We start from the raw sequence: 26,402 nt of genomic DNA, 5'->3' as shown, positions 1-26,402 counted from the left end.
GCGCGTGCGGTCAGGTGTCCGTCATGAGCGCGCCCCGCACCAGGTCGAGGATCTCCCGGTCGTCCAGCCCGGACGCCCGTGCCCGACTGACGAACTCGTGGGCGGCCGCCCGGATCTCGGCGGCCCGGCCGGACGCCGGCGCGGCGGGCGCGACGACGGTCCCGGTGCGGCGCCGCGACAGCACCGTGCCCTGGGCCTCGAGCTCTCGGTAGGCGCGCTGCACCGTCCCGACCGCCACCCCGAGGTCGGCGGCGAGGTCCCGCACGGTCGGTAACCGGTCGCCCGCGGCGAGGGTCCCGGCCGCCACCAGCGCGGCCACCTGCGCGCGGATCTGCTCGTACGGCGGCACGCCCGCGGACAGGTCGACCGTGATGCGCCCACTCACGGGCGCGCGGTCCCGACGGCGGTGCCCTCCCGGCGCGGTCGCGGGTCACCCGGGGCGAAGGCCTGCGCGGCGACGACCAGGGAGACGACGGCAACCACGAGACCGAGCGGCACGGCGAACCACGCGGCGAGCGACCACTCGGCGTTGTGGAGCGCGAGGCCCGCGACGAGGAGCACGGCGCCCGCACCGCCGCCCACGAAGAGCTGGACCCCGCCCAGGATGCGTCGCGCGCTGGTCCTGCGGAGCTCCAGGTCGTCCTCGGGAAGGGTGCCGGAGACGGCGGGCCGGCGGGCGACGAGGTGGAGCACCCATGCTGTCGCCGCCAGGACGAGTGCGAGCCCGAGGAGCATCGGCAACGCGTAGGGCGCACCCGGGTAGGGCCCCGACGCCCCGCCCACGACGCCCGCAGCCGCCGTCTCGGAGGTGATCAGCAGGGGCACCGCGCGCCCGGTCTCGTCGGCCGTCAGCATGAAGAGGGCGAGCGACACGGCGAGCAGGGCCGAGGTGACGAGGACGAGCGTGAGGTGACGGCCCGAGATCTCGCGCACCGTGCGGCGCCGCAGGACGGCGGTCCGGACGGCGCCCACCGGGCGGGGCCACGTCCGCTCGCCCACGGCGTGCAGGAGGAGGTGGACGAGCGCACCGGCCGTCGGTCCGAGGGCGGCGGCCAGGCCGGGCGGCCCCGGCACGAGCCGCGCTCCGTTGCCGGCGAGAGCGAGCAGCGCCGTCGCGGCGGCGAGCCCGCCCGCCAGGCCGAGCGCCGTCGCGACGTTCTCGTGCCGTCGGGCGGCCACGAGCGTCGCGACCGGCGTGTTCTCGGGGCGGCTGCCGCGGCCGGAGCGAGCCAGCACGGTGACGAGCACGCCGACGAGCGCGAGCGGCACCACGGTGACGAGAAGCAGGATGAGCACGCGCACGACGCCTCCAATGATCCAATGACCTGACACAATGAGTGTGTCGGGTCGGGGCACTGCCGTCAACGGGTCGGGGTAGGAAAACCGGGGAGACATACCCCGGGCAGCTCCCGGCGCCCAGGGCGGCCGTGCACGCCCTGACGCGCCCCGGCCCGGCACGCCGGGTGACCGGGCCGGCGTGCCCGTCAGGGCGCGTGCGTCCCGAGCTCGTTCACCGCGGCCAGCACTGCCTCGCGCAGCTCGGCGTCGTCCAGCACGCGGAAGTGGCCCGACCCGCCGAGCCGGACGTTCCGGCGCGCGCCCGCGAGCTCGCCGGTGCCCGGGATGTGCGGGTCCCAGGCGGGAGCCACGGCGACGATCCGCGCGTTGACGCCGCGCTCGCGGGCGAGCGCGAGGATCTGCCGGTCGCGGGGCGAGAAGTGCCGCACGGCCGAGCCCGGCGGGAAGAGCCGTGCGTAGACGGAGCCGTCCCAGGGGGTGGCGACGGCGACCATGCCCGCCACCCGCGCGCCGCCGTCGCCCAGCATGAGGGTCTTCCCGATGAGCCCGCCCTTGGAGTGGGCGACGAGCACCACGCCGGAGAGATCGTTCTCCGTCAGGTACGCCCCGGCGCGCGCGGCGGCGTCGAGGACGGGCCGGCGGTTCACGCCGAGGGTGCTCAGGACGTGCACGGGATGCCCGGCACCCGCGAGGTGCGCGGCGAGGGGCTCGAGGAAGCGCCAGGTCTCGTAGACGCCCGGGAGCAGCAGCACAGGCGCTCGGGGGACGGCCGCGTCGACGCGGTGCCACCCGCCCCCGGGCAGGTAGCGCGCCGGGTCCGTCCGCGGGCCGAGGAACGCCCGCGCCTCGTGGCGCAGGGCGTACGCGTAGTCGGCGGCGCGCGTCCGGAGCCGCAGCCGGGCCACGGGGTTCACGCCGTGCCGGCCCGGGTGCGCGCCAGGACGTCGAGCGCCGCGCGGGCCACCGCGCCGGCGTGGTCGGCGACGACGTTGTGGGCGGCGCCGGGGACGGTCCGCGTCTCGGCGGCGCCGTCGCCGTGGCGGCCCGCCAGCGCCTCCAGCCACCGCTCCGGCGCGACGGCGTCGTGCTCGCCCCGCATCAGGACGACCGGCGCGAGGACCTGGGCCATCCGCTGCTCGACGGGGTAGCGGAGCATCGCGCGGGCGACCGCGGAGAACCAGCGCACGCCGCAGGCGGCGTAGGCCCGCGCGGTGACGGCGATCGTGCGCGGCGTCTCATGCATGCTCGAGCCCGCAAGGCGGAGCCCCTGGGGGAGCGCCCGGCGCGCCGCGGCGTCCACGACCGGGCTGATGAGCACGGCGCCCGCTACGAGGTCCGGGCGGGTGGCGAGCAGCTCGACGGCCACCTGGGCGCCCATCGAGTGCGCGACGACGACGGCGGATCGCACGTCCGCCGCGTCCAGCACCTCGGCCACCACGGCCGCGAGGTCGGCGATCTCCGGCTCGCAGCGGCGCGGCCGGGGGAGTCCGCCGTGCCCCGGCAGGTCGAGGGCGTACACCCGTCCGGTCGTCGACAGCAGGTGGACGAGCGTCGCGAACTCCTGCGCCGAGACGCCGATGCCGTGCAGCAGCACGAAGACGGGGCCGTCCGGACGTGCCGGCTCGTCCGCGACCCGGTGGACCCGCGTCCAGGTGCCCCGGACCCGCACGACCGAGCTGCGCAGCGCGTGGGCCGGGCCGATCGCCCTCGCCCCCTCCGGCCTGAGCGCGAGGGGCTCCGGGCGCGCCGTCATCCGACCAGGGCCGGCGCGGCCAGCCAGGCGTCGACGTCGGCGAGCATCGCGCGCTTCGAGGTCTCCGACGCCAGCGAGACCTCGATGGAGCTGCGGGCCAGCGCGGCGAGAGCGGCGTCGTCGAGGCCGTGGTCCTCCCGGGCGATGCGGTACTGGTCGACCAGCCGGGAGAGGAACAGCAGCGGGTCGTCCGCACCCAGCGCCACCCGGGCACCGGCGTCGACGAGGGTACGCAGGGGCACCTGCGAGGAGTCGTGGTAGACGCCGAGGGAGACGTTCGACGACGGGCACACCTCCAGGGCGATCCCCGCGTCGACGATGCGGCCGAGGAGGTCGGGGTCCTCGGCGGAGCGCACGCCGTGGCCGAGGCGGGCGGGCTTGAGGTGGGCGACGACGTCGCGCACGTGCTCGGGGCCCAGCAGCTCGCCGCCGTGCGGCACGCCCGCCAGCCCGGCGTGGCGGGCGATGCGGAAGGCGGGCGCCCACTCGGAGGTCTCGCCCCGCCGCTCGTCGTTGCTCAGCCCGAACCCCACCACCTGCCCGGGGGCGTCGCCGGCGTGCTTGGCCGCGAGCCGCGCCAGCGTCCGGGCGTCCAGCGGGTGCCGGGTGCGGGAGGCCGCCACGATCACGCCGACCTCGACGCCCGTGGCCGCGCTCGCGGAGCGGGCCTCGTCCAGGACGATCTCCAGGGCCGGCGTGAGGCCGCCGACGAAGGGCGCGTACGACGTCGGGTCGACCTGGATCTCGAGGCGGCGCGAGCCCTCGGCGGCGTCGTCCTCAGCGGCCTCGCGCACGATCCGGCGCATCGCGGCCTCCGAGCGCACGACGGCGCGCGCGGCGTCGTAGGAGCGCTGGAACCGGAACCAGCCGCGCTGGGAGGCCGGGACCCGCAGCGGGTCGGCGTCGGTGAGGGAGGCGGGCAGGCGCACGCCCTGCTCGGCAGCGAGCTCCCGGAGCGTCGAGACCCGCATCGAGCCCGTGAAGTGCAGGTGCAGGTGAGCCTTCGGCAGGGTGACCAGATCGCGCACCTCGACGAGTCTGCCACCCCGGTGCCCACGCGGCCGCCGGGCCCGCCGCAGCTCCCGGGCGGCGCCGTCGGCAGCGCCGGGGCGGTGCCGTCGGCAGCGCCCGCACGCCGCCGGCGCGGGGGAATCGTCGTGTCCGGCCGCGGGGATCGGTCCCGTCATGGTCAACTTGCCCCATGAGCGTCCCAGCTGCCGCCCGGCGTGAGCCGGCCGACGTCGCGCTGCTGACCGGTACCGAGGCCGGCGACATGCTCGCGGGCGCGCTCGAGGCCGAGGGTGGCCGGCTGCTGGACTGGCAGGTGCACACGATCCATCACCGGCCCGGGGCGGGGGTGACCGTCGGGTACACCGCGACGGTCGAGCGTGCCGGGAGCGCCGGCACCCCCGTGCGCAGCGAGGAGTACCTCTGCGCCACCACCGCCCGGCTCTCCCACGGCGCGGGACCCGGCCTGGTCCGGCTCGAGCAGCCCGACGGCGGACCGGTGGTCCACCTGTGGCGTCACCCGGCCGACCCCGAGCTGCCCGCGCTCGCGGTGGCGTGCGACGCCGCCCGGCTCTCGGACCGGCTGGGCTCGCGGGTGACGGTGGAGCTGCTCGCCTACCGGCCCACCCGCCGGGCGGTGCTGCGCGTCCGCCGGGCGGAGCCGGCCGGGGCGGTCGCGTACCTCAAGGTGGTCCGCCCCTCGGCCGCGGGTGCCTTCGTCGAGCGGCACCGCACCCTCACCGCCGCGGGCGTGCCCGCGCCCGAGGTGCTGCGCGCGGACGAGGACGGGCTGGTGCTGCTCGCCGCGGGCCGCGGCACGCCGCTGGCGAACCTGCTCTCGCGCGGCCTGGGCGACCGGGCCGGCGCGGTGCTCGACGCACTTCTGGGCACCCTGGACGCCCTGCCGCCGGCCCTGCTCGACCTGCCGCGGCGGCCCGCGTGGTCGGAGCGGGCGGACCACTACGCGCACGCGGCGGCGACCGTGCTGCCGGAGCACGCCGCGCGCACCGAGGCGCTCGCCGAGGGGGTCAACCACCTCATGGCGAACTCGGACCCCGGCCCGGTGGTGCCCACGCACGGTGACTTCTACGAGGCGAACGTCCTCATGGCCCCCCGGCCCGACCTCGTCGCGCTCACCGCGCTGCTGGACGTGGACGCCGTCGGCCCGGGGTACCGCGTCGACGACCTCGCGTGCCTCCTCGGCCACGTCTCCGTGCTGCCGCACCTCGCGCCGGAGACCTACCCGCACGTGCCCGAGGTGCTCGACGCCTGGACGCGCGCCTGCTCTGCCGTCGTAGACCCCGTGGCGCTGCACGCCCGGTGCGCGGGGGTGGTGCTCTCACTTGTCGCGGGCGCCCGCCGGACCGACGGCGCGCACTGGCTCGCCGACGCGGAGGGGCGACTGGCCTGCGCCGAGGCGTGGCTGGCCCACGGGCGTGAGCTGCTCGCCCGGCGCGGGCCGCACTGAATGAGAACGTTGTCATCTCCTCCTCCTCGTCGTCTCACCCGCGCACGCCAGGGTTGTGGTCATCAGCAGCCCGGCACCTCCGGGCAACGACCGCAGGAGGCATCACGCGATGAACCACAAGCACTGGATCACCACCGGCACCCTGAGCGTCCTCGCCGCGGCGAGCGGGGTGGGCGTCGCCGTCGCCGACACCGAAGACACCCAGGACCTCTCGGGAGCGGAGGTCACGACGCCCGCCGCGACGGAGACCACCACGCCCGCGGCCGAGGTGGCCACCCCTGACTCCCGAGCCACCGACCCGGCCTCGGTCAGCGCCGGCAGCGCGACGACGGCGCTCACCCCGGTGACCCCGGCGTCGGCGGCCAGCCCGGTGACCCCGGCCAGCCCGGTCACCCCCGCGTCGGCGGCCAGCCCGGTGACCCCCGCGTCGGCGGCCAGCCCCGTCACGCCGGCCTCGCCGCTCACCGCCCCCTCGGCGCAGTCCGGCGAGTGAGCGCCCGCGCCGGCGCGGGGGAGAGTTCCCGGGCGGGCGCTCGATCGGTTCCGACGCTGGTCGCGGCCCCCGCTACCGTGGGACGGTGTACCGGCAGGAGCAGTGAGGAGCTGAGATGGTCGCCAGAAGCATGTGGGCGGTGATCGGCGGCACGCTCGGGGTGGTGGGTGTCGCCGGCGCGTTCGGTGCGGTCGCGGGCGAGGCTCGGGACCCCGAGACCCTCGACGCTGTCGAGATCTCCGCGACGCCGCCGGCGGAGCCGTCCGAACACACCGACGCCGGGGCGACCCCGGCGCCGTCCGCGACGCCGTCGGCGACCGAGACGCCGTCGCCGGAGACGGACGACGACTCCGGGTCGGACGACGACTCCGGGTCCGACGACGACTCCGGGTCTGGCGGCTCCGACGACTCCTCCGGGTCTGGCGGCTCAGGCGACGACTCGGCCGACGACGACTCGTCCGGGCCGATCGTGGTCTCACCACCCAGCCCGATCACGGCGGAGACCCCCGAGTGATGCTCGCCGTTCTCGGGCCGGGCGCCGTCGGCGGACTGATCGCCGCCCTGCTCCACCGGGCGGGGGAGGACGTCGTGGTCGTCGCACGGCCAGGCAGCGCCCGGCGGATCCTCACGGACGGCCTGCGTGTCCGGTCGGAGATGTTCGGGGAGCTCACGGCGATGGTGCCGGTGACCACCGCGGTCCCGCCCGGCTCCGCCGTCGTCCTCGCGGTCAAGAGCTACGGCCTCCCCGACGTCCTCCCGGGCCTCCGCGCCGCGGCCCCGACCGAGGTGCTCGCCCTCCTCAACGGTCTCGGGCACGCCGAGACGCTCCGCGAGGTCCCGAACGCCGTCAGCGGGTCCGTCCAGGTCGAGGCCTCGCGGGACGACGGCACGATCGTCCACCGCGGGCAGTACCTCATCGTCAACGTCCCCGCCGGCGGTGCGGCGCGCATCGCCGAGGCGCTGCGGCGCGCTGGCGCCGACGTGCGCGTGCGCGGCTCGGAGCAGGACATCCTCTGGCGCAAGTACAGCTTCCTGGCCCCGACGGCGCTGCTGACCTCCTGGACGGATCTGCCACTGGGGCAGGCGCTCGAGCACGACCCGGACCTGACGCGCGGCGTCGTCGCCGAGGTGGCCGCCGTGGCCACGGCGGACGGGTGGCCGGCGACGGCTCAGGACCTCGACGCGTTCCTGCGCCGCCTGCCCGCCACGATGATGTCCTCGCTCCAGCACGACATCCGTGCGGGCGGTCCCACCGAGCTCGAGGCGATCGGCGGGCACCTGCTCGCGCTGGGGGAACGTCACGGTGTGCCGACGCCCACGCTCGCGCGGGTGGTCGGCGAGCTGCGGTCCCGCGTCAGCGCGTGAGGGCGACCAGGCGGTAGCCCATGCCGCGGACCGTCTCCAGGTGCGCGGCGCCGATCTTCTTGCGCAGGTAGCGCACGTAGACGTCGACGACGTTGGAGCCCGGGTCGAAGTCGTAGCCCCAGACCCGGGAGAGCAGCTGCTCGCGCGAGAGGACCTGACCGGGGTGGGTCATGAACGTCTCGAGCAGGGCGAACTCGCGCGCGGAGAGGTCCACCTCGGTCTCGCCGGCGCTCACCCGCCTGCTGCGCAGGTCCAGGGAGAGGTCGCCGTAGGTCAGGACCGTCGTCTCCACGGCGCCGGGCTCGCTGCGCAGCCTCAGCCGGACCCGCGCCAGGAGCTCCTCGAAGCGGAACGGCTTGGCCATGTAGTCGTCCGCGCCGCCCTCGAGGCCGGCCACCGTGTCGTCCACGGAGGACCGTGCCGTGAGGATGATGACCGGGACGGTCGAGCCCTGGCCCCTGATTCGCTGCAGCACGTCGAACCCGTCCATGTCGGGCAGGCCGATGTCGAGGATGACGAGGTCGTAGCCGTCGGTGTGGGCGTGCGCGAGGGCCTCGCGCCCGGTGCCCACCGCGGTCGGCTGGTGCCCGGCGGCCTTCAGGCCCTTGGTGACGAACGAGGAGATCCCGGCCTCGTCCTCGACGATCAGGATCTGCGCCATCTGCCCTCCACGGTGGTTTCCGGACAGTCTCCCATCACGCGACGCCCGGCGTCGGGCAGCCGCGCGTCCCGCCGGGGGCCGCGGGGGAGGTCCGGATCTGGCGGGTCACCGCCGTTGTGGACGCGTTTGTGACGGCGGGCACAGAAGGCGCTAGGTTCTGCGACCAAGCGTCCGGCCGACAGCGGTCCGGGCTCGGCACGAGGGAGATGCATGGACAGCGAGCGGCTGGCGACGACCCTGGGGGACATCGGCGGAGTGGTGTGGGGGCCGTTCGTGCTCATCCCGCTGCTCCTCGGGACCGGCCTGTACCTGACGATCCGCCTGGGCGGGCTGCAGTTCCGCAAGCTCGGCGCCGCGCTGCGCCTCGCGCTGGTCCAGCGCAAGGACGAGGGGGCCGACGGCGACATCTCGCACTACCAGGCGCTCACCACGGCGCTCGCCGCCACGGTCGGGGTCGGCAACATCGCCGGCGTCGCCACCGCGATCTACCTCGGCGGCCCCGGAGCGCTGTTCTGGATGTGGGTCACCGGTCTGCTGGGCATGGCCTCGAAGTACTCCGAGGCCTTCCTCGGCGTGCGGTTCCGGACCAAGGACGCACGCGGCGAGGTCTCGGGCGGGCCGCAGTACTACCTCGCCCGCGCCATCCCCAACAAGTTCGGGCTCACGCTGAGCATCGTCTTCGCCGTCTTCGCGGTGCTGGCCAGCTTCGGCATCGGCAACATGACGCAGTCCAACACCGTGGCGACCTCCGTGGAGGAGTCCTTCGGCGTCCCCGCCTGGATCGTCGGCATCGTCCTGGCCGTGTTCACCGGTGCCGTGCTGCTCGGCGGCATCCGGTCCATCGGCAAGGTCACCGCCGGGTTCGTCCCGATGATGATCGTCCTCTACGTCGTGGCGTCCCTGGTGGTCCTCGTGCTCAACGTCGCGGACATCCCGCAGGCGCTGGCGCTGATCTTCACCGACGCGTTCACCGGCACCGCGGCCGCCGGCGGGTTCCTGGGCTCGACCCTCATCCTGGCGATCCAGTACGGCGTCGCCCGCGGCATCTTCTCGAACGAGTCGGGCATGGGGTCCGCGGCCATCGCCGCGGCGGCCGCCCAGACCCGCCACCCCGTCCGCCAGGGGCTCGTCTCGATGACGCAGACCTTCATCGACACCCTGATCGTCGTGTCCATGACCGGCCTGGTCATCATCACCACGGGCGCCTGGAGCAGCGGCATCGAGGGCGCCGGGATGACGGCGGAGGCGTTCAACATCGGCCTGGGCAGCTGGGGCCACTACGTGGTGACCATCTCGGTGATCTTCTTCGCCTTCTCCACGGTCCTGGGCTGGGCCTACTACGGGGAGCGCTGCATGGAGCGGCTCGTGGGCATCCGGGGCGTGATGCCCTACCGCGTGCTGTTCACCGTCGTGGTCTTCGTCGGGGCGACGACGGAGCTGACCGTCGTCTGGAACTTCTCCGACGTCATGAACGGGCTGATGGCGCTGCCCAACCTGATCGGTCTGGTCATCTGCGCCGGGCTGATCGCCCGGGAGACCAGGGCCTACCTGGCCCGCGACCCCAGCCTGCTCGACGAGCCCGCCGTCTCGACGCTCGAGGGGACGGCCGCGCTCGAGCGCCTGCCCCGCTGACGTCGGACGCGCTGACGCCTGCCCCGCTGACGCCGGACGCGCCCGTCCGGCGGGGCCGGCGTCCGGGTCCGCTTCATGCGCTCAGGGCCGTCCCGCCCGGTCGTCGTCGGCATCCGGCTCCTCGGCCACGTGCGTCTGCACCGCCACGGCCGGCAGGTCGAGAATGAAGATGGACCCCGCGCCGGGGTGCGAGTCCACGCGGACGGCGCCGCGGTGGGCCTCGGCGATGGCCGCGACGATCGCGAGCCCGAGCCCGGCCCCCTCGCGCCGCCCCGCCTCGCCCGGCGCGCGGGCGAAACGGTCGAAGATGCGCTCGCGCTGCTCGGGCGCGATGCCGATGCCCTCGTCGCGGACCCACAGGTGCAGCCGGTCGCCGCGGAGCCCGGACCCGATCGCCACGGTGGAGCCGTCCTCCGAGAACTTCACGGCGTTGGCGGCCAGCTGCAGCATGGCCTGGGTGAGCCGCTGAGAGTCGACCGCGGCGTCAGCCTCGAGCCGCTCGTCCACCCGCCAGCGCCGGTCCCCGAGCTGGCGCGCCTGGTCCAGGACGTTGTCGAGGAGCAACCCCAGGGCGGTGGGGGCCGGCTGGACGAAGTCCGGCTGCTCGGACCTGGCCAGCATCACCAGGTCGTCGGCGAGGCGGTGCATGCGGTCGAGCTCGCTGAGGGCGAGCTCCTTGGTGGCCGCGGCGTCCTGGGCGTCCGTCGGGTCCATCAGCTCGAGGTGACCACGGACGATCGTGATGGGGGTGCGCAGCTCGTGCCCGGCGTCGTCGAGGAGCCTGCGCTGGGAGGTGAAGGCGTCCTCCAGGCGCGCGAGCATCGCGTTGAACGTGCGCGCGAGGTCGCTGAGGTCGTCGTTCCCCCGGACGTCGATGCGGCCGGAGAGATCCGTCTCGGAGATCTGCTCGGCGGTCTCGCGCAGCTGGCGCACCGGCTTGAGCAGCCGCCCCGAGAGGAGCCAGCCGACGGCGGCGAGCACCGCGAACGCCGCCACGCTGACGAGGGCGTACGTCCGGAACGTCTCGTCCACCGAGGCATGCTCCGCCGTCCGGTCGAACGCCACCACGAGAGCCCCGACGCCGACACCGCCCACCCGGAGCGGGACCAGCGCGTAGCGGTACTCGGTGGTGGCGGTGGTGAAGGAGGCGATCCGGCCCTGCCCGCTGCCCGCCGCCGCGTCGAGCTGCGCGGTGAGGTGCGCGACGAGGTCGGGATCGTCCGCGAGCGGCACGCCCGAGGGCATCGTGTACTCCAGGCGCTCGCCGACGAAGCCGATCATGCCCTCGTTCGTGCCCGGGACCTCGCGGACCATGCCGCCGTAGATCAGCTGCTTGGGATCGGCGGAGGCGCCGCCCCGGGCGGCCGCGTCGCCTGCGTAGCTGGAGAACTCCTCGGTGGTGCGGCGCAGGCTGGCGTCGATGCCCTGGTCGACGCGGCCCAGCTGCAGCACGTAGGCGGTTCCGCCGGCGATGGCGAGCGTGAGACCGGTCAGGAGCAGCGTCAGCGCCAGGATGCGGGCGCGCACGGTCATGCCGCGCGAGGTGCCGTCCGTCGTCCTCCGCATCGTCTCTCCCTGCCCTCCTGCCCGGCCGTCCGGGCTCGCCGTTCCCCGGCCCGGCGGGTCGGCCGTCCGGCGCGATCGTCCCACCGATCGTGGTGCACGCGGATGAGACGGGCATGAGAAGAGCCCGGGACCGGCGCATTAGCGCGGGTCCCGGGCTCCGCCGTCGGGTGCGAAGGGTCGCTCAGGCGAGCAGCTCCTGGATGCGGCCGACGCCCTCGGCCAGGTCGTCGTCGCCCAGGGCGTAGCTCAGCCGCAGGAACCCGCTCGGGCCGAAGGCCTCACCCGGCACGACCGCCACCTCGACCTCCTCGAGGATGAGGCTCGCGAGCTCGGCCGAGGTGGTGGGCGTGCGGCCGCGGATCGTCCGGCCGAGGACGCCCTCGACGGACGGGTAGGCGTAGAACGCGCCCTTGGGGGTGGGCAGCACGACGCCGTCGATCGCGCGGAGCATCTCCACCATCGTGCGGCGGCGGCGGTCGAACGCCGTCCGCATCTGCTCCACGGCGGACAGGTCACCGGTCAGCGCCGCGATCGCGGCCCGCTGGGAGACGTTGGCGACGTTGGAGGTCAGGTGCGACTGCAGGTTGGTCGCGGCCTTGATGACGTCGTTCGGGCCGATCATCCAGCCCACCCGCCAGCCCGTCATGGCGTACGTCTTCGCGACGCCGTTCAGGACGATGGAGGTGTCCACCAGCTCGGGGACCGCCCGCTGGATCGGGGTGAACACGGCGTCGTCGTAGACGAGGTGCTCGTAGATCTCGTCGGTGATGACCCACACGCCGTGCTCGACGGCCCAGCGGCCGATCGCCTCGGTCTGCTCGGGGGAGTAGACCGCGCCGGTCGGGTTCGACGGCGAGCAGAAGAGCAGCGCCTTCGTGCGCTCGGTGCGGGCGGCCTCCAGCTGCTCGACCGTGACGAGGTACTCCTGGTCGGCACCGGCGAAGACCTCGACCGGCGTGCCGCCGGCCAGTGCGATGGCCTCGGGGTACGTGGTCCAGTACGGCGCCGGCAGCAGGACCTCGTCGCCCGGGTCGATGATCGCGGCGAAGGCCTGGTAGACGGCCTGCTTCCCGCCGTTGGTGACGAGCACGGAGTCAGGGGAGACCTCGTACCCGGAGTCGCGCAGGGTCTTCGCCGCGATGGCCTCGCGGAGCGCCGGCAGCCCCTTCGCGGGGGTGTACCGGTGGTTGACCGGGTCCTTCGCGGCGGCGACGGCGGCCTCGACGATGTAGTCGGGCGTCGGGAAGTCGGGCTCGCCGGCGCCGAAGCCGATCACGGGCCGGCCGGCGGCCTTGAGGGCCTTGGCCTTGGCGTCGACGGCGAGCGTGGCCGACTCGGCGATCGCGGCCAGGCGGGCGGAGACTCGGGGCTTGGAGGAGGTGGGTGCGCTCACGTCGCCTATCGTGGCACGCGCCCACCGGGCGGTCACCGGGACGTTCGCTCCGCGGGCACCAGCGTGCGGGACCGTGCCCTCCGTGGGTCCGCGGACCGGCCGTCCGCGCGCCGATGACCGGCCGTCCGCGGGGGCCCGGGACCGGCCGTCCGCGGGGTCCGGCACCGCCGTCCGCGGGGTCCGGGACTCGTCAGGAACGGCGGCAGCTCGCGTGTGACGAGGCTCCCTGCGGTCCGAGTTCGACCAAAAGGCGCTCGACCACGTACACTCGACGCCGGTGGTTGACGTCCACCATGCTGGAGCGTGCCCGTGAGGGTGGCGAGAGCATGGCGTGCGGATCACTGATAGGGCAGTGGCGCAATTGGTAGCGCACCGGTCTCCAAAACCGGCGGTTGTGGGTTCGAGTCCCTCCTGCCCTGCCAGGACGGCGTCTCCCTCGGGAGGGCGCGGATATCCTGATGGCTTCGCCGCACGGCGAGCCGGACCCGCCCGACCGGGGCGGCGTCGGACCCGGCAGAACGAAGGAAGCAACCTGTGAGCGAGTCTGCGAGCGCGACCTCGGGGCGGCCCGAGCGTGCCGCGAGCGCCGACGGGTCGCGGCCGAAGAAGGAGCGTGGCCTGTTCGGCCGCATCGCCCTGTTCGTCCGCCAGGTGATCGCAGAGCTCAAGAAGGTCGTCCGCCCGACCCGCAGCGAGCTCATGACCTACTTCGTGGTCGTGCTCGTGTTCGTCGCGGTGATCATGGCCTTCGTGGGGCTGCTCGACCTGACGTTCGGCCGGCTCGTGCTGTGGATCTTCGGCTGAGCCCCATGAGGCCGTCCGCCCGGCAGCCGGCCGACCGGTAGCCATCCCACTGATCAGAAAGCAGGTCCCCTGTGCCTGAGGAGAATCTCGAGCCCCAGAACGTCGACGAGGCGTCGCTCGAGCCCGGGCAGCCGGACACCCCGGCTGTCGACGACACCGAGGTCGACGCTGCCCCCGAGCACGGCGAGGTCGACCTGTTCGAGAACGAGGACGACGACGCGGCCGACCGGGTTGACGCGGACGAGTCCGACCTCGAGGACGCCGGCGAGGCGCTGTCCGCCGGGACGGACGAGGCCGACTCCGACGGGCTCGACGAGGTCGCGCCCGACGCCGTGACGGACGAGTCCGTGCCCGAGACGGCCTCCGCGGAGGCCGACGAGGCCGACCAGGACCCGGCCGAGGCGTTCCGCAAGGAGCTGCGTCACCTGCCCGGCGACTGGTACGTGGTCCACACGTACGCCGGGTACGAGAAGCGTGTGAAGGCGAACCTGGAGAACCGCATCCAGAGCCTCAACATGGAGGACTACATCTTCCAGGTGGAGGTCCCCATGGAAGAGGTCGTCGAGATCAAGAACGCCCAGCGCAAGGTGGTCAGCCGCGTGCGTGTGCCGGGCTACACCCTCGTGCGCATGGACCTCACCGACGAGTCGTGGGGCGCCGTGCGCCACACGCCCGGGGTGACGGGCTTCGTGGGCAACACCCACCAGCCGGTGCCGCTGACCGAGGACGAGGTCTTCTCGATGCTCGCCCCCACCGTGCAGGCCGCCGCCCCGGCCGCTGCCGGGAAGGCCGCCGCCAGCACCGGTGGCGCCGCGCCCACACCCATCCACGTGGACTTCGAGGTCGGCGAGTCGGTCACGGTCACCGACGGCCCGTTCGAGACGCTGCCCGCCACCATCTCCGAGATCAGCCCCGAGAGCCAGAAGCTCAAGGTGCTCGTCACGATCTTCGGCCGGGAGACCCCGGTCGAGCTGTCGTTCTCCCAGGTCGCCAAGATCTGAGGGACGAGGCGTCCGCCGGCCGAGGGCCGGCGGGTATCCCAGGAAGAATCGTTAGGACCCGAACATGCCCCCCAAGAAGAAGGTCGCAGGCCTGATCAAGCTCCAGATCCAGGCCGGCGCTGCGACCCCTGCGCCGCCGATCGGCCCCGCGCTGGGTCAGCACGGCGTGAACATCATGGAGTTCTGCAAGGCCTACAACGCGGCTACCGAGTCGCAGCGTGGCAACGTGATCCCGGTGGAGATCACGGTCTACGAGGACCGCTCCTTCACCTTCGTCACGAAGACCCCGCCGGCCGCCGAGATGATCAAGAAGGCCGCCGGTGTGGCCAAGGGCTCCGGAACCCCGCACACGGTCAAGGTCGCCAAGATCACCCGTGAGCAGGTCCAGGAGATCGCCCGCACCAAGCAGGAAGACCTCAACGCCAACGACATCGAGGCCGCCGAGAAGATCATCGCCGGCACCGCCCGCTCCATGGGCATCACGGTCGAGGGCTGACCGAACAACCCGACGCGGCGCCCCAGGCGCCGCCAGTGGCAGGGTCCGCGCGGACCCGCAGACCACGACTGCACAGGAAAGAGAAGCAGATGGCAACGCGCAGCAAGAACTACCGCAAGGCCGCCGAGAAGATTCACGACGGCGAGCTCTACGCCCCCCTCCAGGCCGTGCGCCTGGCCAAGGAGAGCGCCACCACCAAGTTCGACTCCACCGTCGAGGTCGTCTTCCGCCTCGGCGTCGACCCCCGCAAGGCGGACCAGATGGTCCGCGGCACCGTCAACCTGCCGCACGGCACCGGCAAGACCGCTCGGGTCGTGGTCTTCGCCGTCGGTGAGCGGGCCAACCAGGCCATCGAGGCCGGGGCGGACGAGGTCGGTGGCGACGAGCTGATCGAGAAGGTCGCGGCCGGGTACACCGACTTCGACGCCGCCGTGGCGACGCCCGACCTCATGGGCAAGGTCGGCCGCCTCGGCCGCGTGCTCGGGCCCCGTGGCCTCATGCCGAACCCGAAGACCGGCACCGTGACGATGGACGTGGCCAAGGCCGTGAACGACATCAAGGGTGGCCGCATCGAGTTCCGCGTGGACAAGCACTCGAACCTGCACTTCATCATCGGCAAGGCCAGCTTCGACGAGAAGCTGCTCGTCGAGAACTACGCCGCCGCCCAGGAGGAGATCCTGCGCCTCAAGCCGGCCAGCTCCAAGGGCCGCTACATCACCAAGGCGACCATGACCACCACCATGGGCCCCGGCATCCCGCTGGACGCGACCAAGACGCGCAACCTCACCACCGAGGACGCTTCCTGATCCAGGGATGAGTTGATCCAGGATCGACGACGACGGCCCGGGCCTTCCGCAAGGAAGGTGCCGGGCCGACGTCGTCCGCTCTGGGGGGCCGGGCCGACGTCACCGCGGCACCCGCGGAGCCCCGACAGCCCACGGCCACCGGTACCCGCCGCTCCGGCGGAACAACGTCAGGTGTAGCCGTACGAAGCTACGCCTCAAAGCGGTGGCCTCGGGCCGGGTCCCTCGCCGCACCCGCAGAGCCGCACAGCGGTGCCGCTCTGGCAGAACAACGTCAGGAATCGCCGTACGAAATTCCTCCGCAATGGCGGCCGGCGGCCGCCGGCTGTATGGCAGGGTCGGGGCCCGCGTGTGGCCAAGGACACGGCCGCGACCGGACCGTCGGCCCGCCCGGGCGTTGCCCGGACCTCTCCGGACCGGGTAGGGTGTCATCTGCCAAAGACCGCCGGTCGCCCGTCGCTCAGACGGGGCCAAGTCCGCGAACGCGGAGCCAGCGCAGGTGAGATACGAGCTTCAGTGCCCTGAGTGGCGTTCGAGCCCCGTGCCTTCCTGCGCACGGGGCTCTTCTTCGTTCCGGGCCCACCGACCGGCGTCACTACCGGAAGGAGGGCCATGGCGAGGCCTGACAAGGCGGCAGCGGTTGCCGAGATCACGGAGCAGTTCCGTGAGTCGAGCGCCGTCGTGCTGACCGAGTACCGCGGGCTCAGCGTCGCCCAGCTCAAGCAGCTGCGCCGCTCGCTCGCCGGTACCGCTAGCTACGCCGTGGTGAAGAACACGCTGACGGCCATCGCGGCGAAGGAGGCCGGCCTCGACAACCTCGAGGACGAGCTCTCCGGCCCCACCGCGATCGCGTTCGTGACCGGGGAGCCGGTCGACGCGGCCAAGGCCCTGCGTGACTTCGCCAAGGCGAACCCTCAGCTCGTGATCAAGGCGGGCGTCCTGGAGGGCAACAAGCTCTCCGCCCAGGACGTCACCAAGCTCGCCGAGCTCGAGTCCCGCGACGTGCTGCTGGGCAAGGCGGCCGGAGCGTTCAAGGCTGCGCTGTTCCAGGCTGCCTACCTCTTCACCGCGCCGGCCACCCAGGCCGCGCGCACCATCGAGGCCCTGCGCGAGAAGCAGGCCGCCGAGGCCTGATCCCGCCCGGGACAGGTCACGGCACGCACCACCCCAACCCTCTGCTCGCGTAGCAGGACTACCAGGAAGGAACGCCTACCATGGCGAAGCTCAGCACCGAAGAGCTCATCGAGGCTTTCAAGGAGCTCACCCTCATCGAGCTCTCCGAGTTCGTGAAGCAGTTCGAGGAGACCTTCGAGGTCACCGCCGCCGCCCCCGTCGCCGTTGCCGCCGCCGGCGCGCCGGCCGGTGGTGGCGCCGCCGAGGAGGCCGAGGAGGAGAAGTCGGAGTTCGACGTCGTCCTCGAGTCGGTCGGCGACAAGAAGATCCAGGTCATCAAGGAGGTGCGCGCCCTGACCTCCCTCGGCCTGAAGGAGGCCAAGGACCTCGTCGACGGCGCGCCCAAGCCGGTCCTGGAGGGCGTGGCCAAGGACGTGGCCGACAAGGCCAAGGAGGCCCTCGAGGGCGCCGGGGCCACCGTCACCCTCAAGTGATCTGAGGCCGGCCCCCGCTGCTGCGCCGCGGCGCCCGCGGGGGACCGGCCGGCCCGTACGGCTCGACGACGAGGCCCGCACCTGTGGTGCGGGCCTCGTCCCGTACCCGCTGGACTTCGCACCATCCGGCCGGTATGCTGTCGCTTTGCGCTGACTTCTGCCTGCAATCAGGCCGCCCGTCCCAGGTGATCATTGCAGCGTGCATTCCAACTGCAGGGAAGGACCCCCTTTGGCTGCCTCGCGCACCTCTTCCGCACCTACTGCTGACGCTATCGCGAACCGTACGGCATCCCGCCGCGTGTCGTTCGCAAAAATCCACGAGCCGCTCCAGGCGCCGGACCTTCTCGGGCTCCAGACCGAGAGCTTCGACTGGCTGCTCGGTGACGACGCCTGGCGCGCCCGCGTCGAGGCCGCCGCCGCGAGCGGTGACACGAACGTGAACAACACGTCGGGCCTGGAGGAGATCTTCGCCGAGATCTCCCCGATCGAGGACTTCGGCCAGTCCATGTCGCTCTCCTTCCGCGACCACCGCTTCGAGCCGCCGAAGTACACGGCCGAGGAGTGCAAGGAGAAGGACTTCACCTACGCCGCCCCGCTGTTCGTCACGGCGGAGTTCGTCAACTACACCACCGGCGAGATCAAGTCGCAGACGGTGTTCATGGGCGACTTCCCGCTCATGACCGAGCGCGGCACCTTCATCATCAACGGCACCGAGCGTGTCGTCGTGTCCCAGCTCGTCCGCTCCCCGGGGGTCTACTTCGAGCGGACGCCGGACAAGACGTCCGACAAGGACATCTTCACCACCAAGGTCATCCCGAGCCGCGGCGCCTGGCTGGAGTTCGAGATCGACAAGCGCGACGCCGTCGGCGTGCGCATCGACCGCAAGCGCAAGCAGTCGGTCACCGTCTTCCTGCGCGCCCTCGGCATGACCGAGTCGGAGATCCGCGAGGAGTTCGCGGACTACCCCGTCCTGCTCGAGACCCTGGAGAAGGACAACGTCCACACCCAGGACGAGGCGCTGCTCGACATCTACCGGAAGGTCCGCCCCGGCGAGCCGCCGACCGTCGAGGCCGGCCGCACTCTGCTGGAGAACTACTACTTCAACCCGAAGCGCTACGACCTCGCCAAGGTCGGCCGCTACAAGATCAACAAGAAGCTCGGGCTGACCACGGAGCTCGGCGAGTCGGTCCTGCGCCTGGACGACATCACCGCGACCATCAAGTTCCTGCTCGCCCTCCACAAGGGCGACGAGTCGATCCCGGGCACCCGCAACGGTGAGGCGATCGAGGTCCGCGTCGAGACCGACGACATCGACCACTTCGGCAACCGCCGCATCCGCGCCGTCGGCGAGCTGATCCAGAACCAGGTCCGCACCGGCCTGTCCCGCATGGAGCGCGTCGTCCGCGAGCGCATGACCACGCAGGACGTCGAGGCGATCACCCCGCAGACCCTGATCAACATCCGCCCCGTCGTGGCGTCGATCAAGGAGTTCTTCGGGACGTCGCAGCTCTCGCAGTTCATGGACCAGAACAACCCGCTGGCCGGCCTGACGCACAAGCGCCGCCTGTCCGCGCTCGGCCCGGGCGGTCTCTCCCGCGACCGCGCCGGCATGGAGGTCCGTGACGTCCACCCGTCGCACTACGGGCGCATGTGCCCCATCGAGACCCCTGAGGGCCCGAACATCGGTCTGATCGGCTCGCTCGCGACGTTCGCACGCATCAACCCGTTCGGCTTCGTCGAGACCCCGTACCGCGTGGTCAAGGACGGCGTGGTCACGGACGACGTCGTCTACCTCACGGCCGACGACGAGGACCGTCACGTCATCGCGCAGGCCTCGGCCCCGCTCGACGACGAGGGCAGGTTCGTCGAGGACTCGGCCCTGTGCCGTCTCTCCGGCGGTGAGCCGGCCCTGGTCGCGATCGACGAGATCGACTACATGGACGTCTCCGCGCGCCAGATGGTCTCCGTGGCCACGGCCATGATCCCGTTCCTCGAGCACGACGACGCCAACCGCGCGCTCATGGGCGCGAACATGCAGCGCCAGGCCGTGCCGCTGCTGCGCAGCGAGGCCCCGCTGGTCGGGACCGGCATGGAGCGCCGCGCCGCCGTCGACGCCGGTGACGTCATCGTCGCCGCGAAGGCCGGCGTGGTCACCGAGGTCTCGGCCGACGCCATCCAGGTGGCCGCCGACGACGGGACGACCCAGGTCTACCGCGTGGCCAAGTTCCGCCGCTCGAACCAGGGCAACTCCTACAACCAGCGCGTGCTGGTCGACGAGGGCGCCCGCGTCGAGGTCGGCTCCGTCCTCGCGGACGGCCCCGCCACCGACGACGGCGAGCTGGCCCTGGGCCGCAACCTCCTCGTCGCCTTCATGTCGTGGGAGGGCTACAACTACGAGGACGCCATCATCCTGTCCCAGCGCATCGTGGCCGACGACGTGCTCACCTCGATCCACATCGAGGAGCACGAGGTCGACGCCCGCGAGACGAAGCTGGGCGCCGAGGAGATCACCCGGGACATCCCGAACGTCTCCGAGGAGGTCCTCGCCGACCTGGACGAGCGCGGCATCATCCGCATCGGTGCCGAGGTCAGCTCCGGCGACATCCTCGTCGGCAAGGTCACCCCGAAGGGCGAGACCGAGCTGACGTCCGAGGAGCGCCTGCTCCGTGCGATCTTCGGCGAGAAGGCGCGCGAGGTGCGCGACACCTCCCTGAAGGTGCCGCACGGCGAGTCCGGCATCGTCATCGGCATCCGCGAGTTCTCCGAGGAGGACGGCGACGAGCTGCCCCCGGGCGTGAACCAGATGGTCCGCGTCTACATCGCGCAGCGCCGCAAGATCACCGACGGCGACAAGCTCGCCGGCCGTCACGGCAACAAGGGCGTCATCTCCAAGATCCTCCCGGTCGAGGACATGCCGTTCCTGCCCGACGGCACGCCGGTGGACGTCATCCTCAACCCGCTCGGCGTCCCCGGACGCATGAACGTGGGCCAGGTGCTCGAGCTGCACCTCGGCTGGATCGCCGCGCAGGGCTGGGACGTCACCGAGGCCGCCAAGGCGGCCGAGGAGTGGACCAAGCACCTGCCGGAGGAGGCCCTCAAGGGTGCCCCGCGCACCCCGGTGGCCACGCCGGTGTTCGACGGAATCCACCAGGAGGAGGTCCAGGGTCTGCTCCAGCACACCACGCTCACGCGCGACGGGGACCGGCTCGTGAACTCCGACGGCAAGGCTCAGCTCTTCGACGGCCGCTCCGGCGAGCCGTTCCCGGAGCCGATCTCCGTGGGTTACATGTACATCCTCAAGCTGCACCACCTGGTGGACGACAAGATCCACGCGCGCTCGACGGGTCCGTACTCGATGATCACCCAGCAGCCGCTGGGCGGTAAGGCGCAGTTCGGTGGTCAGCGCTTCGGCGAGATGGAGGTCTGGGCCCTCGAGGCCTACGGCGCCGCCTACGCCCTGCAGGAGCTGCTGACGATCAAGTCCGACGACGTGACCGGCCGCGTGAAGGTCTACGAGGCCATCGTCAAGGGCGAGAACATCCCCGAGCCCGGGATCCCCGAGTCCTTCAAGGTGCTCATCCAGGAGATGCGCTCGCTCTGCCTGAACGTCGAGGCGCTCGACGCCGAGGGCAACGCCATCGAGCTGCGGGACGCCGACGACGAGGTGTACCGGGCCGCTGAGGAGCTCGGCATCGACCTCTCGCGGCGCCCCGACGCCAGCAGCGTCGACGAACTGTAGAGCCCGACAGGGCGTGCCGGACCGCCGCCGACCGCAAGAACACGGTCGGCGGCGCTCCCGGCGCCACCAGCCCGCCGCCGCTCATCGAAAAGCTGTACACGGTGTTCTACCGGAGGAAGTAGGAACCCTTGCTCGACGTCAATGTCTTCGACCAGCTCCACATCTCGCTCGCGACCGCGGGCGACGTGCGTGAGTGGTCGCACGGTGAGGTCAAGAAGCCCGAGACCATCAACTACCGCACCCTGAAGCCGGAGAAGGACGGTCTGTTCGGCGAGCAGATCTTCGGCCCCACCCGGGACTGGGAGTGCGCGTGCGGCAAGTACAAGCGCGTGCGCTACAAGGGCATCATCTGCGAGCGCTGCGGTGTCGAGGTCACCCGCTCGAAGGTCCGGCGCGAGCGCATGGGCCACATCGAGCTGGCCGCGCCCGTCACGCACATCTGGTACTTCAAGGGCGTCCCCTCGCGCCTGGGGTACCTGCTCAACCTGGCGCCGAAGGACCTTGAGAAGGTCATCTACTTCGCCGCCTACATGATCACCGAGGTGGACGAGGACGGCCGGCACGAGGACCAGCCCTCTCTCCAGAACGAGATGGACCTGGAGAAGAAGCAGGTCGAGACCCGGCGCGACGCCGACATCGAGGCCCGCGCCCAGCGGCTCGAGGCCGACCTCGCCGAGCTCGAGGCGTCCGGCGCCAAGGCCGACGCGCGCGACAAGGTGCGCAAGTCCGCCGAGCGCGAGATGGCCCAGATCCGCAAGCGCGCGGACCAGGACCTCGACCGGCTCGAGCGCGTCTGGGACCGCTTCAAGAACCTCAAGGTCGGTGACCTCGAGGGTGACGAGCTGCTCTACCGCGAGCTCAACGCCCGCTACGGCATCTACTTCAAGGGCTCGATGGGCGCCGAGGCGATCCAGAAGCGCCTGGAGACCTTCGACCTGCAGGCCGAGGCCGACTCCCTGCGCGAGACCATCGCCACGGGCACCGGTCAGCGCAAGACCCGGGCGCTGAAGCGCCTGAAGGTCGTCAACGCGTTCCTCACCACCGGCAACTCGCCGCTGGGCATGGTCCTGGACTGCGTCCCGGTCATCCCGCCGGACCTGCGCCCGATGGTCCAGCTCGACGGTGGCCGCTTCGCCACCTCCGACCTGAACGACCTGTATCGCCGCGTCATCAATCGCAACAACCGCCTCAAGCGGCTGCTCGACCTCGGCGCGCCTGAGATCATCGTCAACAACGAGAAGCGCATGCTCCAGGAGTCGGTGGACGCGCTCTTCGACAACGGCCGCCGCGGGCGTCCGGTGACGGGCCCGGGCAACCGAGCCCTGAAGTCGATCTCCGACATGCTCAAGGGCAAGCAGGGCCGGTTCCGCCAGAACCTGCTCGGCAAGCGCGTCGACTACTCCGGCCGTTCGGTCATCGTGGTCGGCCCGACCCTGCAGCTGCACCAGTGCGGTCTGCCCAAGCAGATGGCCCTGGAGCTGTTCAAGCCGTTCGTGATGAAGCGCCTCGTGGACCTCAACCACGCGCAGAACATCAAGGCGGCCAAGCGCATGGTCGAGCGCTCGCGCCCGCAGGTGTGGGACGTCCTCTCCGAGGTCATCCGCGAGCACCCGGTGCTGCTCAACCGCGCCCCGACCCTGCACCGCCTGGGCATCCAGGCCTTCGAGCCCCAGCTGGTCGAGGGCAAGGCCATCCAGCTGCACCCGCTCGTCTGCGGCGCGTTCAACGCCGACTTCGACGGCGACCAGATGGCCGTGCACCTGCCGCTGAGCGCGGAGGCGCAGGCCGAGGCCCGCATCCTGATGCTGTCCTCGAACAACATCCTCAAGCCGTCGGACGGCCGTCCGGTGACCATGCCCACCCAGGACATGATCATCGGCCTGTTCCACCTGACGTCGGACCGCAGCGACGCCCTGGGCGAGGGCCGTTCCTTCGCCTCCATGGCCGAGGCGATCATGGCCTACGACGCCGGCGAGCTCGACCTCAACGCGGTCGTGAAGATCCGCTTCCCCGAGCTCGTCCCGCCGCAGGGCTGGACGGCGCCGGAGGGCTGGGAGGACGGCGACCCGTACGTCCTCGAGACCACGCTGGGCCGCGCCCTGTTCAACGAGCTGCTGCCGGTCGACTACCCGTACATCAACGGTGTGGTGGACAAGAAGGTGCTCGGCAGCATCGTCAACGACCTGGCCGAGCGGTACCCGAAGGTGGAGGTCGGGGCGAGCCTCGACGCGCTGAAGGAGGCCGGCTTCCGGTGGGCGTCGCGCTCCGGCGTGACCATCGCGATCTCCGACGTCGTCGCCCCCGAGGCGAAGGCGGGCATCCTCGAGAAGTACGAGGGGGAGGCCGCGAAGATCCAGGAGCAGTACGACATCGGTCTGATCACGGACGACGAGCGCCGTCAGGAGCTCATCGACATCTGGACCCAGGCGACCAACGACGTCGACGCGGCGATGCGGGAGAACTTCCCGGAGCGCAACACGGTGTTCCGCATGGTCTCCTCGGGTGCCCGCGGTAACTGGATGCAGGTCCGTCAGATCGCCGGTATGCGTGGTCTGGTGGCGGACCCGAAGGGCGAGATCATCCCGCGCCCGATCAAGTCCAACTACCGCGAGGGCCTGTCCGTCCTCGAGTACTTCATCGCCACCCACGGTGCCCGCAAGGGCCTGGCCGACACCGCCCTGCGGACCGCCGACTCCGGGTACCTCACCCGTCGTCTGGTGGACGTCTCCCAGGACGTCATCGTCCGCGAGGACGACTGCGGCACCCGCATGGGCCTGACGATGACGATCGCCGAGCCGGACTCCCAGGGCAACCTGGTGCGCGCCGAGACGGTGGAGACCAGCGTCTACGCCCGTACGGTCGCCCAGGACGTCAAGGACGCGGACGGCAACGTCCTCGCCGCGGCGGGCGACGACGCGGGCGACGTGCTCATCGAGCGCCTCGTCGCGGCCGGCATCACCGAGGTCAAGATCCGCTCGGTGCTGACCTGCGAGTCCCGCGTCGGTACCTGCGCCAAGTGCTACGGCCGCTCCCTGGCCACCGGCAAGCTGGTGGACATCGGCGAGGCCGTCGGCATCATCGCCGCGCAGTCCATCGGCGAGCCCGGCACGCAGCTGACCATGCGTACGTTCCACACCGGTGGCGCCGCCTCCGCGGAGGACATCACGCAGGGTCTGCCCCGTGTCCAGGAGCTGTTCGAGGCCCGCACCCCCAAGGGTGAGGCCCCGATCGCCGAGGCCGCCGGCCGCGTGAAGATCGACGACACCGAGCGCACGCGCAAGATCGTCATCACGCGCGACGACGGCCAGGAGGACGCCGTCTACCCGGTCACCAAGCGTGCCCGCCTGCTGGTCGAGGACGGCGAGCACGTCGCCGTCGGCAAGCAGCTGATCGCCGGTGCCGTGGACCCGAAGAAGGTCCTGCGGATCCTCGGCCCGCGCGCCACGCAGAAGCACCTCGTCGAGCAGGTCCAGGAGGTCTACCGCTCCCAGGGCGTGGACATCCACGACAAGCACATCGAGGTCATCGTCCGCCAGATGCTGCGCCGCGTGACGGTGCTCGACTCCGGCGACTCGCGACTGCTGCCCGGCGAGCTCATGGAGCGCAGCCGTTTCGAGACCGAGAACCGGCGCGTGGTCTCCGAGGGCGGCACCCCCGCCTCCGGCCGGCCCGAGCTGATGGGTATCACCAAGGCCTCGCTCGCCACCGACTCGTGGCTCTCCGCCGCCTCCTTCCAGGAGACGACGAAGGTGCTCACCGAGGCGGCCATGAGCAGCCGGCGGGACCCGCTCCTCGGCCTCAAGGAGAACGTCATCCTCGGTAAGCTCATCCCGGCCGGGACGGGCCTGCCCCGCTACCACGAGGTGGTCGTGGAGCCGACCGAGGAGGCCAAGGCCCAGGCGTTCAGCCGGCTGGGCTACAGCGACATCGACTTCGCCCCCACCGGCGGCACCAACGAGTCGATCCTCCTCGACGACCTGGACTTCGGTCCGGACACGTACGGGCTGGAGTTCCGCTGATCCACGCATAGGCGCGGCGGGGCCGAGAGGTTCTCACCTCCCGGCCCCGCCGCGTGTCACGGACGTGGTGCGCCGCCAAGGTGTCGCACGCCACGCCCCATGCTCGCCCCAAGCTTTGACGCACGAAACCGCCGCAGAGTACGCTGTTCGGCGGTGCCCGCGACATTCGGGCTCTCGTGCGTGCCTCTCACGCCGCTGGGTCACCAGCCCGGCAGGAGCGGGGCCCGCAGGCGTCACCGCCCAGTAGCAGCACGTCGATCCGCCCTTTACGGTGGCAGACGAGGCCGCGCAGCAGCTGGTCGACACGCCCGACAGCGGGGGCAGGGGGAGCGAGCCAGGTCGGGCCGGATGCGGTCCGTGCCGGTCGACCCCGTGGTCGGGCGAGCAGAGAAACATCGACACAGCAAGTACTTCGAGACGGAGATGTAGTGCCCACGATTCAGCAGCTGGTCCGCAAGGGCCGTAGCGTCAAGGTCGGGACTTCCAAGACGCCGGCCCTCAAGGGCAGCCCGCAGCGTCGCGGTGTGTGCACCCGCGTGTACACCACGACCCCGAAGAAGCCGAACTCGGCCCTTCGCAAGGTCGCCCGCGTGCGCCTGTCCTCCGGCATCGAGGTCACCGCGTACATCCCCGGCGTCGGTCACAACCTCCAGGAGCACTCCATCGTGCTGGTGCGCGGCGGTCGTGTGAAGGACCTGCCCGGTGTCCGTTACAAGATCGTCCGCGGCGCGCTCGACACCCAGGGTGTTCGTGGCCGCCAGCAGGCTCGCAGCCGTTACGGCGCGAAGAAGGAGAAGAAGTAATGCCTCGTAAGGGCCCCGCCCCGAAGCGTCCGCTCGTCGTCGACCCGGTCTACGGCTCCCCGGTCGTGACCCAGCTGGTCAACCGCGTCCTGCAGGACGGCAAGAAGTCCACGGCCGAGCGCATCGTCTACGGCGCCCTCGAGGGCGTTCGCGACAAGACGCAGTCCGACCCCGCCGTCGTCCTCAAGCGTGCGCTCGAGAACGTCCGTCCCTCCCTCGAGGTCCGCTCCCGCCGCGTCGGTGGCGCCACCTACCAGGTGCCCGTCGAGGTCCGGCCGGTGCGCCAGACCACGCTCGCGCTCCGCTGGCTCGTCGACTACGCGCGCTCGCGCCGCGAGAAGACCATGACCGAGCGCCTCATGAACGAGATCCTCGACGCGTCCAACGGCCTCGGCGCCGCGGTGAAGCGTCGCGAGGACACGCACAAGATGGCCGAGTCCAACAAGGCCTTCGCGCACTACCGCTGGTAGTCACGGCGCCGCCGCCGGTGAT

The 26,402-nt window shown here is 71.9% G+C and carries 23 protein-coding genes and 1 tRNA gene; 16 read left to right on the top strand and 8 right to left on the bottom strand.

Annotated elements, in window-relative coordinates; translation table 11 throughout:
• Window positions 1-10: 10 nt before the first annotated feature.
• The 5 genes from ABD774_RS07580 to ABD774_RS07560 form a co-directional block, all read right to left on the bottom strand.
• Window positions 11-385 carry a GntR family transcriptional regulator gene (locus ABD774_RS07580; protein ID WP_345039447.1) on the bottom strand — a complete coding sequence of 125 codons (375 nt, stop codon included), beginning with the start codon at window positions 383-385 and terminating at the stop codon, window positions 11-13.
• On the bottom strand, window positions 382-1,302 hold the full coding sequence (locus ABD774_RS07575) for a hypothetical protein (RefSeq protein ID WP_345039445.1): 921 nt from the start codon (window positions 1,300-1,302) through the stop codon (window positions 382-384). The genes ABD774_RS07580 and ABD774_RS07575 overlap by 4 nt, the downstream gene beginning before the upstream one ends.
• Window positions 1,303-1,484: 182 nt before the next feature.
• Complete coding sequence (locus ABD774_RS07570; RefSeq protein ID WP_345039442.1) at window positions 1,485-2,213, bottom strand: esterase/lipase family protein; 729 nt, start codon at window positions 2,211-2,213, stop codon at window positions 1,485-1,487.
• The gene (locus tag ABD774_RS07565; RefSeq protein ID WP_345039439.1) at window positions 2,210-3,052 is read right to left on the bottom strand and encodes an alpha/beta fold hydrolase; all 843 of its coding nucleotides are present in this window, start codon (window positions 3,050-3,052) and stop codon (window positions 2,210-2,212) included. Before ABD774_RS07565 ends, ABD774_RS07570 begins: the two co-directional genes overlap by 4 nt.
• Entirely contained in the window at window positions 3,049-4,080 is a 1,032-nt protein-coding gene (locus ABD774_RS07560; protein ID WP_345039437.1) for an adenosine deaminase, read from the bottom strand. The genes ABD774_RS07565 and ABD774_RS07560 overlap by 4 nt, the downstream gene beginning before the upstream one ends.
• 173 nt (window positions 4,081-4,253) lie before the next feature.
• Between ABD774_RS07560 and ABD774_RS07555 the strand changes: the two genes are divergently transcribed.
• From ABD774_RS07555 to ABD774_RS07540, 4 genes are all read left to right on the top strand, one after another.
• Window positions 4,254-5,528 carry an aminoglycoside phosphotransferase family protein gene (locus ABD774_RS07555; protein ID WP_345039435.1) on the top strand — a complete coding sequence of 425 codons (1,275 nt, stop codon included), beginning with the start codon at window positions 4,254-4,256 and terminating at the stop codon, window positions 5,526-5,528.
• Between the two features lie 109 nt (window positions 5,529-5,637).
• Window positions 5,638-6,021 (top strand): hypothetical protein, encoded by a 384-nt coding sequence (locus ABD774_RS07550; protein WP_345039432.1) that lies wholly within the window; start codon window positions 5,638-5,640, stop codon window positions 6,019-6,021.
• Window positions 6,022-6,136: 115 nt separating this feature from the next.
• The gene (locus ABD774_RS07545; RefSeq protein WP_345039430.1) at window positions 6,137-6,535 is read left to right on the top strand and encodes a hypothetical protein; all 399 of its coding nucleotides are present in this window, start codon (window positions 6,137-6,139) and stop codon (window positions 6,533-6,535) included.
• Window positions 6,535-7,386 (top strand): ketopantoate reductase family protein, encoded by an 852-nt coding sequence (locus ABD774_RS07540; protein WP_345039427.1) that lies wholly within the window; start codon window positions 6,535-6,537, stop codon window positions 7,384-7,386. The genes ABD774_RS07545 and ABD774_RS07540 overlap by 1 nt, the downstream gene beginning before the upstream one ends.
• Here ABD774_RS07540 and ABD774_RS07535 read toward each other — a convergent pair.
• On the bottom strand, window positions 7,376-8,047 hold the full coding sequence (locus tag ABD774_RS07535; protein ID WP_345039424.1) for a response regulator transcription factor: 672 nt from the start codon (window positions 8,045-8,047) through the stop codon (window positions 7,376-7,378). The two genes, ABD774_RS07540 and ABD774_RS07535, sit on opposite strands and share 11 nt — an antisense overlap.
• Before the next feature lie 210 nt (window positions 8,048-8,257).
• On the opposite strand from ABD774_RS07535, the gene ABD774_RS07530 reads away from it, so the two are divergent.
• The gene (locus ABD774_RS07530) at window positions 8,258-9,679 is read left to right on the top strand and encodes an alanine/glycine:cation symporter family protein (protein ID WP_345039422.1); all 1,422 of its coding nucleotides are present in this window, start codon (window positions 8,258-8,260) and stop codon (window positions 9,677-9,679) included.
• Window positions 9,680-9,760: 81 nt separating this feature from the next.
• On the opposite strand, the gene ABD774_RS07525 is transcribed toward ABD774_RS07530, so the two are convergent.
• Window positions 9,761-11,245, bottom strand: coding sequence for a sensor histidine kinase (locus tag ABD774_RS07525; RefSeq protein ID WP_345039419.1), 1,485 nt, complete (start codon window positions 11,243-11,245; stop codon window positions 9,761-9,763).
• A gap of 181 nt (window positions 11,246-11,426) precedes the next feature.
• Window positions 11,427-12,647 (bottom strand): pyridoxal phosphate-dependent aminotransferase, encoded by a 1,221-nt coding sequence (locus ABD774_RS07520; RefSeq protein ID WP_345039758.1) that lies wholly within the window; start codon window positions 12,645-12,647, stop codon window positions 11,427-11,429.
• Between the two features lie 337 nt (window positions 12,648-12,984).
• Between ABD774_RS07520 and ABD774_RS07515 the strand changes: the two genes are divergently transcribed.
• The 11 genes from ABD774_RS07515 to rpsG all read left to right on the top strand — a co-directional run bounded on the left by ABD774_RS07515 (window position 12,985) and on the right by rpsG (window position 26,380).
• A tRNA-Trp gene (locus ABD774_RS07515) sits at window positions 12,985-13,060 on the top strand.
• Between the two features lie 112 nt (window positions 13,061-13,172).
• Window positions 13,173-13,442 carry a preprotein translocase subunit SecE gene (gene secE, locus ABD774_RS07510; RefSeq protein WP_345039417.1) on the top strand — a complete coding sequence of 90 codons (270 nt, stop codon included), beginning with the start codon at window positions 13,173-13,175 and terminating at the stop codon, window positions 13,440-13,442.
• A 71-nt stretch (window positions 13,443-13,513) separates the two neighbouring features.
• Window positions 13,514-14,443: a transcription termination/antitermination protein NusG gene (gene nusG, locus ABD774_RS07505; RefSeq protein WP_425554501.1), complete on the top strand. Its 930-nt coding sequence runs from the start codon at window positions 13,514-13,516 to the stop codon at window positions 14,441-14,443.
• A gap of 64 nt (window positions 14,444-14,507) precedes the next feature.
• Entirely contained in the window at window positions 14,508-14,939 is a 432-nt protein-coding gene (gene rplK, locus ABD774_RS07500) for a 50S ribosomal protein L11 (RefSeq protein WP_345039414.1), read from the top strand.
• Window positions 14,940-15,028: 89 nt separating this feature from the next.
• The gene (gene rplA, locus ABD774_RS07495; protein ID WP_345039412.1) at window positions 15,029-15,745 is read left to right on the top strand and encodes a 50S ribosomal protein L1; all 717 of its coding nucleotides are present in this window, start codon (window positions 15,029-15,031) and stop codon (window positions 15,743-15,745) included.
• A gap of 609 nt (window positions 15,746-16,354) precedes the next feature.
• Complete coding sequence (gene rplJ, locus ABD774_RS07490; RefSeq protein WP_345039409.1) at window positions 16,355-16,876, top strand: 50S ribosomal protein L10; 522 nt, start codon at window positions 16,355-16,357, stop codon at window positions 16,874-16,876.
• A gap of 80 nt (window positions 16,877-16,956) precedes the next feature.
• Window positions 16,957-17,349 carry a 50S ribosomal protein L7/L12 gene (gene rplL, locus ABD774_RS07485; protein ID WP_345039407.1) on the top strand — a complete coding sequence of 131 codons (393 nt, stop codon included), beginning with the start codon at window positions 16,957-16,959 and terminating at the stop codon, window positions 17,347-17,349.
• A gap of 229 nt (window positions 17,350-17,578) precedes the next feature.
• Window positions 17,579-21,088 (top strand): DNA-directed RNA polymerase subunit beta, encoded by a 3,510-nt coding sequence (gene rpoB, locus ABD774_RS07480; RefSeq protein ID WP_345039405.1) that lies wholly within the window; start codon window positions 17,579-17,581, stop codon window positions 21,086-21,088.
• A gap of 128 nt (window positions 21,089-21,216) precedes the next feature.
• Window positions 21,217-25,107, top strand: a complete 3,891-nt coding sequence (locus ABD774_RS07475) for a DNA-directed RNA polymerase subunit beta' (protein WP_345039402.1) — start codon at window positions 21,217-21,219, stop codon at window positions 25,105-25,107.
• Between the two features lie 428 nt (window positions 25,108-25,535).
• A complete protein-coding gene (rpsL, locus tag ABD774_RS07470) occupies window positions 25,536-25,910 on the top strand; it encodes a 30S ribosomal protein S12 (RefSeq protein ID WP_043498211.1) in 375 nt (124 codons plus the stop codon).
• Window positions 25,910-26,380 carry a 30S ribosomal protein S7 gene (gene rpsG, locus ABD774_RS07465; protein WP_345039399.1) on the top strand — a complete coding sequence of 157 codons (471 nt, stop codon included), beginning with the start codon at window positions 25,910-25,912 and terminating at the stop codon, window positions 26,378-26,380. Before rpsL ends, rpsG begins: the two co-directional genes overlap by 1 nt.
• Window positions 26,381-26,402: the final 22 nt, after the last annotated feature.

Source organism: Georgenia daeguensis (genome assembly GCF_039537705.1).
Lineage (GTDB): Bacteria > Actinomycetota > Actinomycetes > Actinomycetales > Actinomycetaceae > Georgenia > Georgenia daeguensis.
This window is presented reverse-complemented; position numbering and strand designations above follow the sequence as displayed.

Coding starts and splice junctions, on each gene's coding strand:
- ABD774_RS07545 (WP_345039430.1), top strand. CDS start 6,137: ATGGTCGCCAGAAGCATGTGGGCGGTGATCGGCGGCACGCTCGGGGTG.
- rplK (WP_345039414.1), top strand. CDS start 14,508: ATGCCCCCCAAGAAGAAGGTCGCAGGCCTGATCAAGCTCCAGATCCAG.
- ABD774_RS07565 (WP_345039439.1), bottom strand. CDS start 3,052: ATGACGGCGCGCCCGGAGCCCCTCGCGCTCAGGCCGGAGGGGGCGAGG.
- ABD774_RS07550 (WP_345039432.1), top strand. CDS start 5,638: ATGAACCACAAGCACTGGATCACCACCGGCACCCTGAGCGTCCTCGCC.
- rpsG (WP_345039399.1), top strand. CDS start 25,910: ATGCCTCGTAAGGGCCCCGCCCCGAAGCGTCCGCTCGTCGTCGACCCG.
- ABD774_RS07555 (WP_345039435.1), top strand. CDS start 4,254: ATGAGCGTCCCAGCTGCCGCCCGGCGTGAGCCGGCCGACGTCGCGCTG.
- ABD774_RS07535 (WP_345039424.1), bottom strand. CDS start 8,047: ATGGCGCAGATCCTGATCGTCGAGGACGAGGCCGGGATCTCCTCGTTC.
- ABD774_RS07530 (WP_345039422.1), top strand. CDS start 8,258: ATGGACAGCGAGCGGCTGGCGACGACCCTGGGGGACATCGGCGGAGTG.
- ABD774_RS07540 (WP_345039427.1), top strand. CDS start 6,535: ATGCTCGCCGTTCTCGGGCCGGGCGCCGTCGGCGGACTGATCGCCGCC.
- rplJ (WP_345039409.1), top strand. CDS start 16,355: ATGGCGAGGCCTGACAAGGCGGCAGCGGTTGCCGAGATCACGGAGCAG.
- ABD774_RS07525 (WP_345039419.1), bottom strand. CDS start 11,245: ATGCGGAGGACGACGGACGGCACCTCGCGCGGCATGACCGTGCGCGCC.
- rplA (WP_345039412.1), top strand. CDS start 15,029: ATGGCAACGCGCAGCAAGAACTACCGCAAGGCCGCCGAGAAGATTCAC.
- rplL (WP_345039407.1), top strand. CDS start 16,957: ATGGCGAAGCTCAGCACCGAAGAGCTCATCGAGGCTTTCAAGGAGCTC.